The organism is Actinotalea subterranea (assembly GCF_008364845.1).
Taxonomy (GTDB): domain Bacteria; phylum Actinomycetota; class Actinomycetes; order Actinomycetales; family Cellulomonadaceae; genus Actinotalea; species Actinotalea subterranea.
This window is the reverse complement of the sequence record NZ_VTTP01000009.1, coordinates 104,826-123,722: the sequence shown is the minus strand read 5'-3', so window position 1 is coordinate 123,722 and position 18,897 is coordinate 104,826. Positions and strand designations below refer to the sequence as shown.

Here is an 18,897-nt window from a genome sequence, read left to right as displayed (position 1 = left end):
GGTAGTTTGTCGGCCATGGCCTCCACTCCCGCGCACCGGCCCTTCGGCGCGGTGCTCACCGCCATGGTGACGCCGATGACGCTGGACGGGGCCGTCGACCTCGAGGCCGCGGTGCGCCTCGCGCGCCACCTCGTCGACGAGGGGCACGACGGTCTCGTCCTCAACGGGACCACGGGGGAGGCACCGACGACGCACGCGCCCGAGAAGGCGGACCTGGTCCGCGCGGTCGTCGAGGCCGTGGGGGAGCGGGCCGTCGTCGTCGCCGGCGCGGGCTCCAACGACACCGCGCACGCGGTCCGCATGGCCGAGCAGGCCGCGGAGGCGGGTGCCCACGGGCTGCTCGTCGTGAGTCCGTACTACTCGCGGCCGTCCCAGGAGGGCGTGTGCCGGCACACCGAGGCGGTCGCCGGGGCGACCGGCCTGCCCGTGATGGTGTACGACGTGCCCGGACGGACGGGCGTGCGCTACAGCGCCGCGACCCTCGACCGGTTCGCCGATCACGAGCGGATCGTCGCGGTCAAGGACGCGACCGGTGACGTGTACGCCGCGGCCAAGGCCATCGAGCGCACGGGCCTGGCCTGGTACAGCGGTGACGACTCGGCGTACCTGAGCCTGCTCGCGCACGGCGCCGCAGGGATCGTCAGCGTCGTGGGGCACGTGGCCGGCCGCCGGCTCGCCGAGCTGACCGCGGCGTTCGACGCCGGCGACCACGCCGAGGCCCTCCGCGTCTTCCGCAGCATCGTCCCCGCGATCGACGCGGTCAACGGGGCCGGCTTCCAGGCCGTCGCCGCCAAGGCCGCGCTGGAGATCCTCGGCCTGCTGCCCCATCGCACGCTGCGCCTGCCCCTCGTCGAGGCCTCGCCGCAGGAGGTCGAGGCCGTCCGAGCCGGGCTCGTGGCCGCAGGCCTGCCGGGCGCCGCCACGGTCTAGTCCCGAACGCCAGGAGACCCATGAGCCACCCCCACCCCGACCTCGGCCTGCCGCCCGCGCTCGCCCCCGGAGCCCTGCGCGTCGTCGCCCTCGGCGGCCTCGGCGAGATCGGTCGCAACATGGCCGTGCTCGAGTTCGCCGGCCGCCTCCTCATCATCGACTGCGGGGTCCTGTTCCCCGAGGACCACCAGCCCGGCGTCGACCTGATCCTGCCCGACTTCGAGTACATCGCGGACCGGCTCGACGACGTCGACGCGCTCGTCCTGACCCACGGTCACGAGGACCACATCGGTGCCGTCCCGTACCTGCTCCGCCTGCGGCCCGACATCCCGGTGGTGGGCTCCCAGCTCACCCTGGCGTTCCTCGAGGCCAAGCTCCGCGAGCACCGCATCACCCCCTTCACGCTCGCCGTGCGCGAGGGGCAGGTCGAGCAGCTCGGCCCGTTCGAGTGCGAGTTCGTCGCGGTCAACCACTCGATCCCCGACGCGCTCGCGGTCGCCGTGCGGACCGGTGCGGGCACCGTCCTGCACACGGGCGACTTCAAGATGGACCAGCTCCCGCTCGACGGGCGGGTGACCGACCTGCGGGCCTTCGCGCGCCTCGGCGAGGCCGGCGTGGACCTCTTCATGGTCGACTCGACGAACGCCGAGGTCCCGGGCTTCACGACGCACGAGCGTGAGATCGGCCCCGTGCTCGACCAGATCTTCGCGAAGGCGGAGCAGCGGGTCATCGTGGCGTCCTTCTCCTCGCACGTGCACCGCGTGCAGCAGGTGCTCGACGCCGCGGCCGCGCACGGTCGTCGCGTCGCTTTCGTGGGCCGCTCGATGGTGCGGAACATGACGATCGCGGCGGACCTCGGCTACCTCACGGTGCCGCCCGACGTGCTCGTGGACGTCAAGGCCGTCGACGACCTCCCCGCTCACGAGGTCGTGCTCATGTGCACGGGTTCGCAGGGTGAGCCGATGGCCGCGCTGTCCCGCATGGCCAACCGTGACCACCGCGTGCAGATCGGCCACGGCGACACGGTGGTGCTCGCGTCGTCCCTGATCCCGGGCAACGAGAACGCGGTCTTCCGCGTGATCAACGGCCTCATGCGCCTGGGCGCGAACGTCGTGCACCAGGGCAACGCGCGCGTCCACGTGTCAGGGCACGCGAGCGCGGGCGAGCTCATGTACTGCTACAACGTGCTCAGGCCCCGCAACGTCATGCCCGTGCACGGAGAGGTGCGCCACCTCGTGGCGAACGGCGCAGTCGCGGTGCGGACGGGAGTCCCGGCGGACCGCGTCGTGCTGGCCGAGGACGGCGTGGTCGTGGACCTCGCCGACGGGGTCGCCCGGATCGTCGGGGCCGTGCCCTGCGGCTACGTCTACGTCGACGGCTCGAGCGTCGGTGCGATCACGGACGCCGAGCTCAAGGACCGCCGGATCCTCGGTGAGGAGGGGTTCATCTCCATCTTCGCCGTGGTGGACTCGGCGACCGGCAAGGTCGTCGCGGGTCCGCAGATCCACGCGCGCGGGTTCGCCGAGGACGACGCGGTGTTCGACTCGATCCAGCCCGAGCTCGTCCGTGCGCTCGAGGAGGCCGCGCTCGCCGGCGGGTGCGACACCCACCAGCTCCAGCAGGTCATGCGACGCGTCGTCGGGCGCTGGGTCTCGGGGCGGCTGCGCCGGCGCCCGATGATCATCCCGGTGGTCGTCGAGGCCTGACCCCGCGAGGCAGGGCGAGGGGACGCACCCGCCCCGCCGGGCGTCGCCGTCCCGGCGCGGCGCCCCGAGCTGCCCGTCGAAGCGACACGGCCCGGCCCACCTCCCGGGCGTCGTCCGTGGTCGCAGGTACCTTGGGCACCATGGCCACCCGCACGTCCGCACCCCGCAGCGCCGCACCGGCTCGCGGTGCCACGGCGCGCGCGGCGTCGGGCAAGCCCGCGGGGCGGCAGGCGTCCGGACGTCCACCCGCCGGGTCGCGGGGGAGCGCGCGCACCGAGCCGGCCGCGCCCACGCGCTCGCTGCCCGTCAGGATGGTGCGCGGGCTGTGGATGGGCAGCGCCCACCTGGTCGGCGGCACGGCACGGCGCGTCGGCCGCGGCGCGCGGGATCTCGACCCCGCGCACCGCCGCGACGGTCTCGCGTTCACGCTGCTCGGCCTCGCGGTCGTCGTCGCGGCGCGCGAGTGGTGGGGGCTGTCCGGCTCCGCGGGTGACGCCGTGCACGCCGTCGTCGCGGGCACGTTCGGTGTCGTCGGTGTCGCCGTCCCGCTGCTGCTCCTGGGCACCGCGGTCCGTCTCATGCGGCACCCGGAGCGCGTCGAGAGCAACGGACGCATGGGCATCGGCCTCAGCGCGCTCATCCTGACCGTGTGCGGCCTCGTCCACCTCGCCGAGGACCTGCCCTCGCCGTCGGACGGCTTCGAGCCCGTGCGCGCGGCCGGGGGCGTCGTCGGCTACCTCGTCGCGACCCCGCTCGAGCACCTCGTGACCGCCTGGGTCACCGTCCCCCTGCTCCTCCTCCTCGGGTTCTTCGGCCTCCTCGTGCTCACCGCGACGCCCGTGCACCTCATCGGCCCCCGCCTGCGCGCCGGCTACGACCGGCTCACGGGCAACGCACGCCGGCACGAGGACCCTGACGCGACCGACGACGACGAGAGCCTCGCGGACCTGCCGACCCTCGCTCAGCAGCAGGAGGCGCCGGAGCCGCGCCGAGGTCGCCTGCACCTGGGCCGCCGTCGGGCCGAGACGACGGCCGTGGTGCCCGCCGTGGGCGCCTTCGCCGGGGACGAGGCGTTCGAGACGGCCGCCATGACGGAGGCCGCAGCCGCGCTCGCAGACTCCGGGACCGACCTCGTGGCACAGTTCGAGGTCCCGGCGTCCGACGACGTCGCGACCACCGTGCTGCGAGCACCGGACCTGGCCCCGCCGCCCACGACCGCCGTGCCGCGCGGCGAGCAGCCGATGCTCGACGGCGAGGTCATCTACACGCTGCCCCCCGAGGAGGTCCTCGCCAAGGGCATGCCGCACAAGGTGCGCTCGGCCGCGAACGACCGGGTGGTCGAGTCCCTGACCACGGTGCTCGAGCAGTTCGAGGTGGATGCTCAGGTCACGGGCTTCAGCCGTGGTCCCACGGTCACGCGCTACGAGCTCGAGCTCGGGCCCGGGGTGAAGGTCGAGCGCGTCACGGCCCTGAGCCGCAACATCTCGTACGCCGTCGCCAGCGCTGACGTGCGGATCCTGTCGCCGATCCCCGGCAAGTCGGCCATCGGCATCGAGATCCCGAACGCCGACCGCGAGACCGTGTCGCTCGGCGACGTGCTCCGCTCGTCGGCCGCCAGGCGCAGCGAGCACCCGATGGTCATCGGCGTCGGCAAGGACGTCGAGGGCGGGTACGTGGTCGCGAACCTCGCGAAGATGCCGCACCTGCTGGTCGCCGGCGCCACGGGCGCAGGCAAGTCGAGCTTCGTGAACTCGATGATCACGTCGATCCTCATGCGGTCGACCCCGGACGAGGTCCGGATGATCCTCGTGGACCCCAAGCGCGTCGAGCTCACGCTCTACGAGGGCATCCCGCACCTCATCACGCCGATCATCACCAACCCCAAGAAGGCCGCCGAGGCGCTCGAGTGGGTGGTCCGCGAGATGGAGTCGCGCTACGACGACCTCGCGATGTTCGGCTACAAGCACATCGACGACTTCAACGCGGGCGTGCGGTCAGGCAAGGTCAAGCCGCTCCCGGGCAGCGAGCGCAAGATCGCGCCGTACCCGTACCTGCTCGTGATCGTCGACGAGCTCGCGGACCTCATGATGGTGGCCCCACGTGACGTCGAGGCGTCGATCCAGCGGATCACGCAGCTCGCGCGTGCGGCGGGCATCCACCTGGTCCTCGCGACGCAGCGGCCGAGCGTCGACGTCGTGACCGGACTCATCAAGGCCAACGTGCCCTCACGGCTCGCGTTCGCGACGTCCTCGCTCACGGACTCGCGCGTCGTCCTGGACCAGCCTGGCGCGGAGAAGCTCATCGGTCAGGGCGATGCGCTCTTCCTCCCGATGGGCGCCGCCAAGCCCATGCGCGTGCAGGGTGCCTGGGTCACCGAGAGCGAGATCCACGCGGTCGTCGAGCACGTCAAGACGCAGCTCAAGCCGACGTACCGCGAGGACGTCATGACGCCCGCGGTCAAGAAGCAGGTCGACGACGACATCGGCGACGACCTCGACCTCCTGCTGCAGGCGGCCGAGCTGGTCGTCACCACCCAGTTCGGCTCGACGTCGATGCTCCAGCGCAAGCTCCGCGTGGGCTTCGCGAAGGCCGGCCGCCTCATGGACCTCCTCGAGTCGCGGGAGATCGTCGGGCCGTCCGAGGGCTCCAAGGCGCGTGACGTGCTCGTCCAGCCCGACGACCTCGCAGGGACCCTCGCGCTCCTTCGCGGTGAGCCGGAGCCCGCCGCGCAGGTGTACGACCGAGCCACGGACGACGACGGCGCCGACGCTTCCGACGGTGAGCGATGGGCTCGGGAGGACTGACCTCACCTGCTGTCCTGGTGCTCGCGGCGGTCGTCGTCGCGGGTCTTGCCGCCGCCGCCGTGCTGCTCGTGGCACGCCGACGCCACGAGCGCGAGCTCACGGCCGTGCGCACCGAGTCGGCCCTCCTCGCGCGCCGGCTCGACGGTGTCCTGACCGCGACGCGCGACGCCGTCGTCCTGCACTCGAGCACCGGACGGGTCCTCGGCCTGAATGCCGCCGCCGCCGCGCTGCTCGACACCACGTCGCGCGCCGTCGAGGGCCTGCCGGTCGCGGAGCTGCCCGCGTCGTGGCGCAACGAGGCCGGGCAGGCGGTGGCGCCGACGGCGGTGCTCGCCCTCCCCGTGCTCCCGGCGGCCACGGCAGGTGGGCCGCCCCAGGGCTTCGTCGTCGGGGTCACGCCCATGACGGGCGCGCCGGAGCGGTGGGTCAGCGTGCGGACCCAGCAGGTCCCCTCGCCGGGTGGCGGCTTCGAGCTCCTGACGACGATGGTGGACATGACCGGTCGCCGGGACATGGACGCGGCGCTCGCCCGCTCCGAGGCGCACTTCCGGGTCGCGATGGAGAACGCACCCATCGGGATGCTGCTGACCGACGCGCACTGGAGCATCCAGGAGGTCAACGCCGCGTTCACGCAGCTGCTCGGGGCGCCGGCGTCGACGCTCGTGGGGCGCGACCTCTCCGCCCTGTCGCACCCGGACGACCGCGCCGCGGAGCGCGCGCACGTCCAGCGGCTGCTCACCGGCGAGGACACGCGGTTCACGCTCGAGAAGCGGTACCTGCGGGCTGACGGTCAGACCGTCTGGGTCGTCCTGGACGCCGTGCTCGTCCGCCGGGCCGACGGGACCCCCGACCACTTCGTGGCGCAGGTGCGCGACGTCACGGAGTCGCGGCTCCAGGCGGAGATGCTCGCGCACCGTGCGATGCACGACCCCCTGACAGGTCTCGCCAACCGTTCGCTCATGCAGGAGGTGATCCAGGCGGCCCTCGAGCAGCCGGGCGCGGAGGGCCGGGTCGCGGTCCTGGTGATCGACCTCGACGAGTTCAAGCAGATCAACGACAGGTTCGGCCACGCCGCGGGCGACGAGGTGCTGGTCCACGTCGCCGGTGTCCTGCGTGCCGCCACGGCCGGGCGGGGGACGGTGGCACGGCTCGGCGGGGACGAGTTCGTCATCGTCATCCACGACCCGGACGCACCGCGCGTCGTCTTCGAGGTCGCGGCGGGCATCCACCACGGGCTGCGCAGCCCCGTGCGCACGCAGCGCCGCAGGCTGCCGGTCGCCGCGAGCATCGGCGTCGCTCTCGCCGAGCACCCCGTCCTCGACGGCGGGGCGATGGGCATCCTCGCCGCCGCCGACGCCGCCCTCTACCGCGCGAAGGCTGCGGGCCGGGGCCGCACGGAGGTGTACGACCCGTCGATGGCGGTGTCCGGGGCCTCGAAGCACGGCGCCGCCGCCGAGCTCGGGCGGGCGATCGACACCGGGCAGCTGGTGCTCCACTACCAACCGGTCGTGGACCTCGCGACGGGTGCGGTCGTGGGCCACGAGGCGCTCGTGCGGTGGCAGCACCCGGAACGCGGGCTGCTCCTTCCGGGCTCCTTCCTCTCGACGGCGGAGGAGACGGGCCTGGGCGTGGCGCTCGGCCTGAGCGTGGTCACGCAGGCCGTCGCGCACCTCGCCCGGACCGCGGAGCACGGTGGCTGGGTCTCGGTGAACGCGTCCGGCGACCAGCTCGGGGACGGGGAGCTCACGGCCCGGGTGCTGTCCGACCTCGCGCGCTACCGCGTGCGGCCGGGCCGGCTCCTCGTCGAGCTCACGGAGGCCAGCCTCGTCGCGACGGGGACGCGCATCCGGCACGAGCTCTCCGAGCTGCGCCGGGCCGGTGTCCCGGTGCTGCTCGACGACTTCGGCACCGGGGTCTCGCCGCTCTCCTACCTGCGCGACCTCCCTGTCGACGGCGTCAAGCTGGACATGTCCTTCACGGCGGGGATCCCGGAGGACCCCGCCGCGGTCCGCGTGTCGCGAGCGCTCGGTGCGCTCGCCCGCGAGATGGAGATGATGACGATCGCGGGGGGCATCGAGACGTCCGAGCAGGCCCATCAGCTACGGTCCGCGGGGTGGGCGCACGGCCAGGGCTGGCTGTTCGGCGCGGGCCAGTCCGAGCCGGTCGAGGGTGTGTAGTGGCGCCCCGAACGGTCCGGGCGCCACGGCGTGGCGCGCCGGTGGCCCGAGCCGGGCCGCGGCACCCGCGACCGGACCGTAGGGTGAGGGCGTGCTGGATGCAAGGAGGACGGACCTGAACCCGGCGAACGCGATCACCGTCGCTCGCATCGCCCTGGTCCCGCTCGTGGTCGTGGCCCTCGTGGCCGACGACGGCTCGGGTCGCTGGCGATGGGTCGCGGCGGCGCTCTTCGCGCTCGCGGCCGCGACCGACCGCCTCGACGGTTACCTCGCACGGCGGATGAACCAGGTCACGGACTGGGGCAAGCTCATGGACCCCATCGCCGACAAGGCGCTCATGGGCGCGAGCCTCGTGACGCTCTCCGTGCTGGGCGACGTGCCGTGGTGGGTGACGGTCGTGATCCTGACCCGCGAGCTCGGCATCACCGCGATGCGCCTCGCGGTGCTGCGGTACGTCGTCATCCCCGCATCGCCCGGAGGCAAGCTCAAGACCGTCGTCCAGTCCGTCGGCATCGGGCTCTTCGTCCTGCCGCTGGACACACTGCCAGCCCCGGTCGGGGTCGTCGCGTGGGTCGTGCTGATCGTCGCCGTGGTCCTGACCGTCGCCACCGGGGTCGACTACCTGCGCCGGGGCTGGGCGGTTCGCCGGTCCGCGACGCCGTGACTCCTGACGCCGCCACGCAGCCCGCACCGGGCGGTCGCCTCGGCGCCGCCGCCGAGCTCGTGGGACGGCTCACCGAGCTGGGCACGACGATCGCGGTGGCGGAGTCCCTGACCGGTGGCTCGGTGGTCGCCTCGCTCGTCGACGTCGCCGGGGCGTCCCGATGCGTCCGGGGCGGCGTGGTCGCGTACGCGAGCGACCTGAAGGTCGCGCTGCTCGGTGTCGACCCGCTCCTCCTGGCGCGCGAGGGCGCGGTGCACCCCGACGTAGCGCTCGCGATGGCGCGGGGCGTGCGTGCACGTCTCGGCGCCGACCTGGGGGTCGCGACGACGGGGGTCGCGGGGCCGGACCCGCAGGACGGCCGGCCGCCGGGGACCTTCCACGTCGCGGTGGCGTGGCCCGGCGGCGAGCGGGTCGTCTCCGCGGCGCCGTCGGACGACGGCTGGCCGGGGCGCGCGGCGGTTCGGCGCGCTGCGCAGGAAGCCGCTGTCACGTTGGCCCTCGCGGTCCTGCTGGGCCGTTCGGGTGAAGCCGACCCCCCGGTCGTCCCAGGGTCGCGGTGAGCCGGGCGCGCGTGCGACCCCCGGGAACGGTCTCGGCAGGTGGCACGCGTCGTCTCGACCGGCGTGGGCACGCTGGTCAGCGGCGTACGCCGGCACGGTCGTGCACCTCACCCGGCCGCCGGGGAACACGGACGGGGTCCGTCGCGTTGGACCAGTCGTGACGACGACCAGGGCACCCCAGGGAATCCGCCGTGAACCTGTCGGCCCTCCGGGGTACGGTAGGACATCCTCCGGGCGGGCACGGCCGACCGGGGCTTCTCGAAACCTGGCCACGGCGACACGCCCTGAGCCCGTCCAGACGGAAGGAGGTCGTCCGATGGTCGTCCTGCGACGTGAGATCGGCGACGTCCTGCGGGGTGCGCGCCAGCGCCAGGGCCGCACGCTGCGTGAGGTGTCCTCCGCGGCACGGGTGTCCCTGGGGTACCTGAGCGAGGTCGAGCGGGGTCAGAAGGAGGCGTCGTCCGAGCTTCTCGGCTCCATCTGCGACGCGCTCGACGTCCCTCTGTCGATCGTCCTGCGTGAGGTCAGCGACCGGGTGGCTGTTGCCGAGGGCCTCTCGATCCCTGACACGGTCCCGGCTGACCTGACGGCGTGCCTCCGCGGCCCGCAGGGCGGCTCGTGGAACCGTCGCGGGGAGCTCGCCCCGGTCGGCTGACACCGCGACGGCCGGCGCCCTGCTCGCGACGCCCGGACCCGGGCCTCAGCCCCGCTGGCACGTGGGGCAGTAGAACGCGGGGCGCTCCATGGGCGGTGGGCGCACCTGCCCGACGGTGATGGGCGTGCCGCACCGCCGGCACGGCTGCCCGACGCGTCCGTGGACCCATGTGGTCGTGCCGCGGCGTTGTTCCCCGGTAGCTGACGGGGTGTCCGACTCCACGCTTCGTTGCATGAGGGTGCGCGCCGTCATGAGCAGTGACGCCGGGTCGGTGACGTCGCCGGTGGGCGTCCATGGCCAGATCCGTCGCGCGAACAGGGACTCCGCCATGTAGATGGTGCCGATCCCCGCGACCACGGACTGGTCGAGCAAGGTCTCGCCGACGGGCGTCGCCCCTCGCTCCCGGAACCGGTTGAGCGCGCGGGCGAGGCCGGCACCGGGGAAGTCGTCTGCCAGCACGTCAGGGCCCAGCCGCCCGGTGACGTCGATCTCCTGAACGGTCGGCATGACCTCGAGCATGCCCAGCCTGTTCCCGACCGCCGTCCACGTGCTCGTCGCGAGGACGGCGCGCACGAAGTCCCCTTGGCCGTGGGCGGACGCCGTACCGGTGCGTGCCAGGCGCCACGACCCCTCCATCCGCAGGTGCGTGTGCAGGGTCCTGCCGTCGTCGACCCGCAGGAAGAGGTGCTTGCCGTAGGCCTCGACGCCGACGACGGTCCTGCCGACCAGGTCGACGGTGGCGGCGCTCGGCCAGCGCAGCTCGGCGCGGACGAGGCGTTCTCCCGCGAACGCGGCGTCGAGCGTCCGAGCCGTGCGCCGCAGGATGTCGCCCTCGGGCATCAGTCCCGCCCTGCGTGGGCCGGGGGCATCAGCGCCACGCCTCGTCCATCACTGTCTCCCCGGTGCCGGGTTGAGCCTGAGGCCGCGGGGCGTCGTGCCGAACCCTGCGGCGGACAGGGCGCGTGCGAGGGGCGTGGCGAGCGTCTCCCGATCGACCAGCTCGGCGCCGTCTGCGCGCTGCAGGGTGAGGCGTCCGAGTCGCCCGGTGCGGGCGGTGGTGGCCAGGGCGTGGGCCGCTGCGGCGAGGGAGTCGTGGTCCTGGCTGAACGACAGCACCGTGCGACCGCCTCGTTCGACGTACAGCACGAGCGCCCCGGCCACGAGCACGACGAGCGCCCCTGCCTTGCGTCCTGGTCGGTGCCTGGGGGCGTCGGACGCCACTGCCGTGGCGGGTCGTCCCACGGCCCGCGCGGCCCCGGCCGCTGCCTGCGTGGAGCCCGGCCCCGGCCTGTCGGACGGCGTTGGGGCGCGCGGCGGCTCGGGCCATCCCAGGGCCGCGCCGTACGGGTTGGCGGGGTCGGTCGCGGCGAGCACGACGACGGGCGCCGCGCCGCCGACCTCGCCCGGAACCGCCGCGCCGTTCGGCTCGCCGGGCTCCCGCGGACCGCGCACGGGTCCCGGCGCCTCTGGGTCCGCGGCCTGCACGAGCGGGCCGGTGAGCGGTCCGAGGTCACCGGTGACTGCTGCGACGGACCGCGCCTCCTCGCGGACGAGGTCGACCGCGGCGGGCAGTGCGAACTGCGACCCGCCGAGGTGCTCCACGAAGTACCCCCGGCGCACCTGACCTGCCTGCTCGAGCGCAGCGAGGACGCGGTAGACGGCGCCGAACTGTCCGGCGACCCCCTCCGACGGGGCGACCGCCCGCGTCACGATGCCGTGGCGGTCGAGGAGCTGGAGGGCGAGTGCGTGGGCCCGTACCGTCGCGTCGGCCTCCCGTGCGGGCAGCGCCGACCACCGACCCGACGCATCCGCCCGGCCCGCCCCCGTGCGTCGCAGGCCGTGCATCCGGAGCCCGGACTCGTCCAGGTGCTCACCGAGCCGGGGGCGCCCGAGGCCACGGACGAGGGGACTGGTGATCGCCCGTGCCCTGGGTGCGGCACGCCGCGTCGGGTGCGCCGTGCCGCCCGGGCGACGACCCGTGCCGCTGCCGAGGCGTGCGCGCAGCGGCGCGAGACCGTCGTTGGTCACGCGCCCCGACCAGACGAGCTCCCAGAGGGCGTCGGTGACCCGCCCGGCCGTCGCCATCTCGGCGACCGCAGCGGCGTCCGCCTCCGTCGCGAGGAGCAGGTTCCTGCAGCGGTCGAGGAGGTCCTCGAGGAAGAAGGCACCCCCGCCCGCCAACGCCTCGAGCAGCGTGACGTGCACCGGCGAGTCCAGGGCCCCGCTCAGCTCGGTCGGCTCCGGGAGGGTCAGGTCGGCCGTCGAGGCGGGGTGCAGGCTCACCATGCCGTCCTGTGCCGCGAGCGACGCGTGGCCGGCCCAGACGACCTCGCCGGAGGCAGTGAGCTCGTCCAGCATCGCCGGCGAGTAGTCCGTGACGCGTGCGGGGAGCACCAGGGACTCGAGCGCCGATGCGGGTACGGCCACGCCCGCGAGCTGTTCGACGACGCGGGCCAGGCCGTCCACGCCGCGCAGCCGGGAGGATGCGCGGCCGCCGTCCACGACGCCCTGCCAGCGCGGGAGGAACTGGGCGAGCGCCTGCTGGGGCACGGGCTCGACCTCGGCGCGCAGCGCGGCGAGCGAGCGGCGGCGCAGGAGCCGGAGCACCTCCGTGTCGCAGTAGTCCTCTCCTGTGCCGCCCAGCTCGTCGGGACGCAGCCGTCCGCAGGCCACGACCCCCTGCTGCTCGAGCGCGCGCAGGGCCTGAGTGACGGTGGCTATCCCGACACCGAAGCGCCCCGCGACCTGCGCAGCGGTGAACGGGCCGTGGGTTCGCGCATGACGACGCACGAGGTCGCCCAGCGCGTCGGGCACCAGCTCGGTGAACACCTCGGGGACCCCGACCGGCAGAGCGACGCCGAACGCGTCGCGCAGGCGGCCCGCGTCCTCGACCGCCGCCCAGTGGTCGATGCCGTCAGGGCCGAGGCGCACGGTGATCAGACGACGCGTCGCGGTCAGCGTGGCGAGCCACTCGTCGAGCGCGGGACGCGCCTCCTCCCGGGTGCGGGCGGTCAGGTCGGTGCGCGTCAGCGGACCGTGCCGTCGCACGATGTCGGCGACGCCCTCGAGATCCTTGGCCTGGCGCTCCGGCGCCACAGCCATGAGCTCGGCCTCCGTGCGTTCGACCGTCGGGGGGTCGAGGAGGTCCGCGAGCTGGGACGACCCGCCCTGACCGAGCAGCTCCGCGAGCAGCGTCGGGTCCAGGGTCAGCGCCGCGGCGCGACGCTCAGCGAGCGGGGCGTCACCGTCGTACAGGAACTGCGCCGTGTAGCCGAACAGGAGGGACTGCGCGAACGGGGAAGGGCTGCGCGTGGTGACCTCGACGACGCGGACGCGGCCCGCGGTGATCGAGCGCATGAGCTCGCTCAGCGCGGCCACGTCGTAGTCGTCCTGGAGGCACTCGCGCGCGGCCTCGAGGAGGATCGGGAAGTCGGGGTACCGCGCCGCGACGGTCAGCAGCTGCGCCGAGCGCTGGCGCTGCTGCCAGAGCGGCTGGCGCTTGTCCGGGCGGCGCCGCGGCAGCATCAGGGCACGCGCGGCCGCCTCGCGGAACCGCGCCGCGAAGAGCGCCGAGCCGCCCAGCTCGGTGCGCACGGCGTCGACGACCTCGTCCGGCTCGATGAGCAGGTCGGCGAGCTCGACCACCGGGCCGTCGTCCGCCTCGACCCAGCGTGCCGCCGCGACGTCCCACGTCCCGCTGCCGCTCGTCACCAGGTCGGGCAGCCGCAGCACGATGCCGTCGTCCGCGTGCATCGCCGCGGCGTCGAGGCCGTACTTCTCGCGGAGGCGGGCGCCGATGACGAGCGCCCACGGCGCGTGCACCCGCGCGCCGTAGGGGGAGTGCACCACGATCCGCCAGTCGCCGATCTCGTCCCGGAAGCGTTCGACGACGACCGTCGTGTCGTCGGGGACGACGCCGGTCGCCTCACGCTGCTCGGTCACGTAGGCAACGAGGTTGTCAGCCGCCCACGTGTCGAGCCCGGCACCCGCCGCGAGCGCCCGCGCGGCGTCAGCCGGCAGGGCTGCGACCTCACGTACCCACGCACCCAGCGCCGCGCCGAGCTCGGCCGGGCGCCCGGGCGAGTCGCCCTTCCAGAACGGCAGTCGGCCGGGGAGCCCCGGTGCGGGGGTCACGAGCACTCGGTCGGGCGTGATCTCCTCGATGCGCCACGTGCTCGAGCCGAGGGTGAACGTGTCGCCCACACGCGACTCGTAGACCATCTCCTCGTCGAGCTCGCCGACGCGCTTCCCGCCTCGCAGGCGGGTGCCGCCGGGACCGGGCTCCGTGTCGGCCGGGACGTCGTCGCTCGCGGCGCCGGTGGCGAGGAACACGCCGTAGAGCCCACGGTCCGGGATGGTGCCTCCGCTCGTGACCGCGAGGCGCAGCGCGCCCGGTCGACCGCTGAGCAGGTCGGTCGTGCGGTCCCAGACGATGCGGGGCCGCAGCTCGGCGAACTCCTCGCTGGGGTACCGCCCGGCGAGCATGTCGAGCACGGCACGCAGCGTCGCGTCCCCCAGCCCGCTGAACGGGGCGGCCCTGCGCACGCACGCCGCGAGCTCCTCGACGGACCAGTCGTCGACGGCGAGCATCGCGACGACCTGCTGGGCGAGGACGTCCAGCGGGTTCGTCAGCACGTGGAGCTGCTCGATGCTGCCGGCCCGCATGCGCAGGGCGGACACCGCTGCGGGGACGAGGTCCCCCCGGAACGTCGGGAAGACGACGCCGCGCGAGACTGCACCGACCTGGTGCCCGGCCCGTCCGATGCGCTGGAGGCCCGACGCGACGGAGGGCGGTGACCCCACCTGCACGACGAGGTCGACGGCTCCCATGTCGATCCCCAGCTCGAGCGACGAGGTCGCGACGACCGCGGGGAGGCGGCCGGCCTTGAGCTCGGACTCGGTGTGCGTGCGCTCGGCGCGGCTCATGGAGCCGTGGTGCGCACGTGCGAGGACCGGCGTCCCCGAGCCGTCGATGCCGACCGAGACGCCCGACTGGCCCGGGGCCTGCGCGGGGGTGAGCGACCCCGGGTCGGGCACGTCGGCGCCCTGGCGCTCCGCCCACACCTCGTTCATCCGGGCGGTCAGGCGTTCCGCCCCGCGCCGGGAGTTGGTGAACACGAGCGTCGACCGGTGCTGCGCGACGAGGTCGACGATGCGCTCCTCGACGTGCGGCCAGATCGACGGGCGCGCCGGCCGGCCGGCCGCGGGACCGCTCAGGTCGGGACCGATCGGCTGAGGACCGCCGAGGCCGTGTCGGCCGTCCGCGGCGTCGTCGCTGCCCGCTGCCCGGCTGACGGGCCCGGCCGATCCGAGGTCGCCCAGGTCGGGGACCGGGACGACGACCCGGACGTCGACCTCCTTGGTCGAGGGAGGCTGGACGACGGTCACGGCACGCCCGCCGTCGGCCGGCGTCCGGGCCCCGGCGAGGAAGCCCGCGACGACGTCGACGGGTCGCACGGTCGCCGACAGGCCGATGCGCTGCGCAGGCCGACCAGCCGCAGCCGCGGGCCCGTCCGTGGCCCGTCGGGCTCGGAGGTGTCCCTGGCCACCCTCGTCCCGCGCCTCCGGCGGTGGGCTCTCGAGCAGCGCGTCGAGGCGCTCGAGGGTCACCGCCAGGTGCGCACCGCGCTTCGTGCCCGCCACTGCGTGGATCTCGTCGAGGATCACCGTGCGCACGCCCCGCAGCCCCTCGCGGGCGCCCGAGGTCAGGACGAGGAAGAGCGACTCGGGCGTCGTGATGAGGACGTCCGGCGGGCGGGTCGCGAACTGGCGTCGCTCGTTCGCCGGGGTGTCTCCCGTGCGCACCCCCACGCGCACCTCGGGCAGGTCGAGGCCGAGCCGGGCGGCCGCCTGGCGGATGCCGACGAGGGGTGAGCGCAGGTTGCGCTCGACGTCCGCGGCGAGCGCCTTGAGCGGCGAGACGTACAGGACGCGGCAGCGCAACGCGGGGTCGTCGGGCGGCGGTTCCGTGAGCACCGCGTCGATCGACCACAGGAAGGCCGCGAGCGTCTTGCCCGATCCGGTCGGGGCCACGACGAGCGAGTGGTCGCCCGCCCCGATCGCCGCCCACGCGCCCTGCTGGGCGGGGGTGGGCGCGTCGAACGCGCCCGTGAACCACGCCCGCGTCGGCTCCGAGAAGCCTGCGAGCGCCCCCGGCCCTGCGCCGGGGCCCCGCATGGCTGTCGTCACCGGTCCATTGTGGCCGTCGGCACCGACACGGCGCGCGGGCGTGGCATGGTTGCCCGATGCGCTACAGCGAGTTCCGGGAGCTCGTCGCCGACGTCTTCGGCGCCGAGCTGGGCCGCACCCTCGTCCGCGACCTCGTGCTGGGCGACCTCGAGGACCGGACGAGCGAGAAGGCGCTCGAGGCCGGCGTGGAGCCCGCCCTCGTCTGGCGCGCGCTGTGCGACGCCATGGCGGTGCCGGCGGCCGAGCGCTGGGGCAGCCAGCTGCGGACGCCGCGACGTCGGTGAACGACCCGAGGGCGCGTCCCGCCTGCCCGGCTGCGGCCCGGTGCGCACGGAGCGCCCGGGCAGTCCTGCCGGCACGCAGGCCCCGCGGGGTCGTGCGGGCGGCGGAGCGCGGTGCGGTCGCGAGATTGCGGCGGCGCGATGTCGGTGCGCGGCGGTAGCCTCCCGCAGTGCCGTACCGATCGAGCCGAGCGTCCGAGCCCACCGCGAGCCAGTCCACCGCGAGCCAGTCCACCGCGAGCCAGTCCGACGGGAGCCGGTCCGACGGGAGCCGGCCCGACGGGAGCCCGCCGGGTGCTCCCGCGTCCGGTCGGGCACCCCAGGGCACCGGGTCGCTGATCAGCGCGCGCGGCCTCGTCAAGACCTTCGGGGAGTTCACGGCGGTCGACGGCATCGACGTCGACGTCCGGCCCGGAGAGGCGTTCGGCTTCCTCGGCCCCAACGGTGCGGGCAAGTCGTCGACGATGCGGATGATCGGCTGCGTCTCGCCTCCGACGGCCGGTCGGCTGCGGATACTCGGCATGGACCCCGCGTCCCAGGGCCCGCAGATCCGCGCGCGGCTCGGGGTCGTGCCGCAGCGGGACTCGCTCGACGAGGAGCTGACCGTCGAGGAGAACATCTGGGTCTACGGGCGGTACTTCGGCCTCCCGCGCTCGGTGGTGCGGCGCCGCGCCACCGAGCTGCTCGAGTTCGCGCAGCTCTCCGAGCGCGCGGGCTCGGTCGTCGAGCCGCTCTCCGGCGGGATGAAGCGACGGCTCACGATCGCGCGGGCCCTCGTCAACGAGCCGTCGATCCTCCTGCTCGACGAGCCGACCACGGGACTGGACCCCCAGGCGCGGCACGTGCTCTGGGACCGCCTCTTCCGCCTCAAGCGGGAGGGCGTGACGCTGGTCCTGACGACGCACTACATGGACGAGGCCGAGCAGCTCTGCGACCGGCTCGTGGTGATGGACCACGGACGCATCGTGGCGCAGGGGTCGCCGCGGTCGCTCATCGAGGAGCACTCGACGCGTGAGGTGCTCGAGCTCCGCTTCGACGCGGACGACCACTCACGGCACCTCGCTGACGTGGACGGCATCGCGGAGCGGGTCGAGGTGCTCCCGGACCGGCTCCTGCTGTACGTCGCGGACGGCGAGGCGGCGCAGGGCGAGGTCGCGCGCCGGGGCGTCGAACCCCTGTCGGCCCTCGTGCGGCGCTCGACGCTCGAGGACGTGTTCCTCCACCTCACCGGCCGGACGCTGGTCGACTGATGGCTCCGGCACAGGTCGAGGTGGCCCACCCGACGGCGCACGGGGGCTGGTGGTCCGTCACGGCGCACTGGCTCACCAAGTACCGCCGCGTGTGGTTCGGCACCGCGGTCTCGAGCTTCCTGACGCCGCTGCTGTACCTGGCGGGCATGGGGTACGGGCTCGGGGCCCTCGTCGACTCCGGGGCGTCCGGCGGCATCGGCGGCGTGCCCTACGTCGTTTTCGTCGCGCCCGGCGTGCTCGCGGCGACGGCGCTCCAGGTGGCGACGGGGGAGACGACGTTCTCCGTGATCGGGTCCATCAAGTGGGACCGGCTGTACCACGGGATGCTCGCGACACCCCTCGACGTACGTGACGCCGTCGTCGGGCACCTGACGTTCGTCCTGGTGCGCGTGGCGAGCGCGAGCGTCGTCTTCATGCTGGTCGCCGCGCTCCTGGGAACCGTGCGCTCGCCCTGGGGGCTGCTGGCCCTGCCGATGGCCGTGCTGGGCGGGATGGCCTTCGCGAGCTGCACCTACGCCTTCTCCGCGGGCCTGACGAACGACCAGGGCATCACCTTGATGTTCCGCTTCGTCGTGACACCCATGACGCTCTTCTCGGGGACGTTCTTCCCGATCGAGCAGCTGCCCGGGTGGCTCCAGCCGGTCGCGTGGGCGACGCCCCTGTGGCACGCCGTCGACGCGTGCCGCGCGTTCATGACGGGCCGGGTCGACGTCGCGTCCGTCGCGGTGCACGTGCTGTACCTGCTCGTGTGGCTGGTCGCCGGGTACGTCGTGGCAGTCCGCGTGCTGCGTCGCCGGATGGTGGTCTGAGTGGCGGGCACGCCTCCCGTGACGCGTCCGGGCAAGGTCGCGCGTTCGCTCGCCACAGCGCTGCCCCTGCCGGCGGGTGCGGGGATGGCGCGCATGCTCGTCGAGCGCAACTACCGGTCCTTCCGGCGGAGCTGGACCATCATCGTCTCCGGCTTCTTCGAGCCCGTGTTCTACCTCTTCTCGATGGGCGTGGGGATCGGCGCGCTCGTCGGGGACGTCGACGCCGGTGGCCGCACGGTCCCCTACGCGGTCTTCGTGGCACCGGCCCTGCTCGCGGCCTCGGCCATGAACGGTGCCGTCTTCGACTCCACGACCAACGTGTTCTTCAAGCTCAAGTACGCCAAGCTCTACGACTCGGTGCTCGCCACGCCGCTCGGTCCGCGGGACGTGGCAGTGGGGGAGATCAGCTGGGCCCTCCTGCGTGGGCTCGTGTACTCGGGCGCGTTCCTGGTCGTCGCAGCGCTCGCCGGCGCGGTCGAGGGGTGGGAGGCGGTGCTCGCGGTGCCCGCCGCGAGCCTCATCGGCTGGGCGTTCGCCTCGGTCGGCATGGCGACGACCACGTACATGCGTTCCTGGGCGGACTTCGACTACGTCCAGCTCGCGATCTTGCCGATGTTCCTCTTCTCGGCGACCTTCTACCCGCTGTCGACGTACCCGACCGCTCTGCAGTGGCTGGTCCAGGCGACCCCGCTCTACCACGGCGTCGCCATGGTGCGGGACCTCATGCTGGGACAGGTCGGGGCGGGGATGCTCGTCCACGTGGCGTACCTGACGGCGATGGGTGTCGTGGGCACGATGTGGACGGGACGACGCATCGAGCGGCTGCTCCTGCGCTGAGCGGTCGGGCGCGTGGTGGGTCCTCGCCGTGCGGT

The 18,897-nt window shown here is 74.1% G+C and carries 13 protein-coding genes; 11 read left to right on the top strand and 2 right to left on the bottom strand.

Annotation, left to right across the window (positions count from 1 at the left end):
- Positions 1-15 precede the first annotated feature (15 nt).
- The 7 genes from dapA (at position 16) to FZ988_RS14610 (ending at position 9,496) form a co-directional block, all read left to right on the top strand.
- The gene (gene dapA / locus FZ988_RS14635) at positions 16-930 is read left to right on the top strand and encodes a 4-hydroxy-tetrahydrodipicolinate synthase (RefSeq protein WP_149204761.1); all 915 of its coding nucleotides are present in this window, start codon (positions 16-18) and stop codon (positions 928-930) included.
- A 20-nt stretch (positions 931-950) separates the two neighbouring features.
- Complete coding sequence (locus FZ988_RS14630) at positions 951-2,636, top strand: ribonuclease J (RefSeq protein ID WP_149204760.1); 1,686 nt, start codon at positions 951-953, stop codon at positions 2,634-2,636.
- A 140-nt stretch (positions 2,637-2,776) separates the two neighbouring features.
- A complete protein-coding gene (locus tag FZ988_RS14625) occupies positions 2,777-5,440 on the top strand; it encodes an FtsK/SpoIIIE family DNA translocase (protein ID WP_149204759.1) in 2,664 nt (887 codons plus the stop codon).
- Complete coding sequence (locus FZ988_RS14620) at positions 5,422-7,617, top strand: putative bifunctional diguanylate cyclase/phosphodiesterase (RefSeq protein ID WP_149204758.1); 2,196 nt, start codon at positions 5,422-5,424, stop codon at positions 7,615-7,617. The genes FZ988_RS14625 and FZ988_RS14620 overlap by 19 nt, the downstream gene beginning before the upstream one ends.
- Positions 7,618-7,708: 91 nt before the next feature.
- Positions 7,709-8,281, top strand: coding sequence for a CDP-diacylglycerol--glycerol-3-phosphate 3-phosphatidyltransferase (gene pgsA / locus FZ988_RS19030; RefSeq protein WP_149204757.1), 573 nt, complete (start codon positions 7,709-7,711; stop codon positions 8,279-8,281).
- Positions 8,278-8,841 (top strand): CinA family protein, encoded by a 564-nt coding sequence (locus FZ988_RS19025; RefSeq protein WP_246169531.1) that lies wholly within the window; start codon positions 8,278-8,280, stop codon positions 8,839-8,841. Before pgsA ends, FZ988_RS19025 begins: the two co-directional genes overlap by 4 nt.
- Before the next feature lie 316 nt (positions 8,842-9,157).
- Positions 9,158-9,496, top strand: a complete 339-nt coding sequence (locus FZ988_RS14610; protein WP_149204756.1) for a helix-turn-helix domain-containing protein — start codon at positions 9,158-9,160, stop codon at positions 9,494-9,496.
- Positions 9,497-9,541: 45 nt separating this feature from the next.
- Here FZ988_RS14610 and FZ988_RS14605 read toward each other — a convergent pair whose 3' ends face one another.
- Positions 9,542-10,336, bottom strand: coding sequence for an Fpg/Nei family DNA glycosylase (locus FZ988_RS14605; protein WP_149204755.1), 795 nt, complete (start codon positions 10,334-10,336; stop codon positions 9,542-9,544).
- A 48-nt stretch (positions 10,337-10,384) separates the two neighbouring features.
- Positions 10,385-15,673 (bottom strand): Lhr family ATP-dependent helicase, encoded by a 5,289-nt coding sequence (locus FZ988_RS14600; RefSeq protein WP_149204796.1) that lies wholly within the window; start codon positions 15,671-15,673, stop codon positions 10,385-10,387.
- Positions 15,674-15,741: 68 nt separating this feature from the next.
- On the opposite strand from FZ988_RS14600, the gene FZ988_RS14595 reads away from it, so the two are divergent.
- The 4 genes from FZ988_RS14595 to FZ988_RS14580 all read left to right on the top strand — a co-directional run bounded on the left by FZ988_RS14595 (position 15,742) and on the right by FZ988_RS14580 (position 18,862).
- The gene (locus FZ988_RS14595; RefSeq protein ID WP_149204754.1) at positions 15,742-15,969 is read left to right on the top strand and encodes a DUF3046 domain-containing protein; all 228 of its coding nucleotides are present in this window, start codon (positions 15,742-15,744) and stop codon (positions 15,967-15,969) included.
- A 332-nt stretch (positions 15,970-16,301) separates the two neighbouring features.
- Positions 16,302-17,216, top strand: a complete 915-nt coding sequence (locus tag FZ988_RS14590; protein WP_223145153.1) for an ABC transporter ATP-binding protein — start codon at positions 16,302-16,304, stop codon at positions 17,214-17,216.
- Positions 17,216-18,025, top strand: a complete 810-nt coding sequence (locus FZ988_RS14585; RefSeq protein ID WP_149204752.1) for an ABC transporter permease — start codon at positions 17,216-17,218, stop codon at positions 18,023-18,025. Before FZ988_RS14590 ends, FZ988_RS14585 begins: the two co-directional genes overlap by 1 nt.
- Positions 18,026-18,862 carry an ABC transporter permease gene (locus FZ988_RS14580; RefSeq protein WP_246169530.1) on the top strand — a complete coding sequence of 279 codons (837 nt, stop codon included), beginning with the start codon at positions 18,026-18,028 and terminating at the stop codon, positions 18,860-18,862.
- Positions 18,863-18,897 lie beyond the last annotated feature (35 nt).

Excerpts from the sequence above, each read along its gene's own strand:
- dapA (WP_149204761.1), top strand. The coding sequence starts at position 16 with ATGGCCTCCACTCCCGCGCACCGGCCCTTCGGCGCGGTGCTCACCGCC.
- FZ988_RS14630 (WP_149204760.1), top strand. The coding sequence starts at position 951 with ATGAGCCACCCCCACCCCGACCTCGGCCTGCCGCCCGCGCTCGCCCCC.
- FZ988_RS14625 (WP_149204759.1), top strand. The coding sequence starts at position 2,777 with ATGGCCACCCGCACGTCCGCACCCCGCAGCGCCGCACCGGCTCGCGGT.
- FZ988_RS14620 (WP_149204758.1), top strand. The coding sequence starts at position 5,422 with ATGGGCTCGGGAGGACTGACCTCACCTGCTGTCCTGGTGCTCGCGGCG.
- FZ988_RS14610 (WP_149204756.1), top strand. The coding sequence starts at position 9,158 with ATGGTCGTCCTGCGACGTGAGATCGGCGACGTCCTGCGGGGTGCGCGC.
- FZ988_RS14605 (WP_149204755.1), bottom strand. The coding sequence starts at position 10,336 with ATGCCCGAGGGCGACATCCTGCGGCGCACGGCTCGGACGCTCGACGCC.
- FZ988_RS14600 (WP_149204796.1), bottom strand. The coding sequence starts at position 15,673 with ATGCGGGGCCCCGGCGCAGGGCCGGGGGCGCTCGCAGGCTTCTCGGAG.
- FZ988_RS14595 (WP_149204754.1), top strand. The coding sequence starts at position 15,742 with ATGCGCTACAGCGAGTTCCGGGAGCTCGTCGCCGACGTCTTCGGCGCC.
- FZ988_RS14585 (WP_149204752.1), top strand. The coding sequence starts at position 17,216 with ATGGCTCCGGCACAGGTCGAGGTGGCCCACCCGACGGCGCACGGGGGC.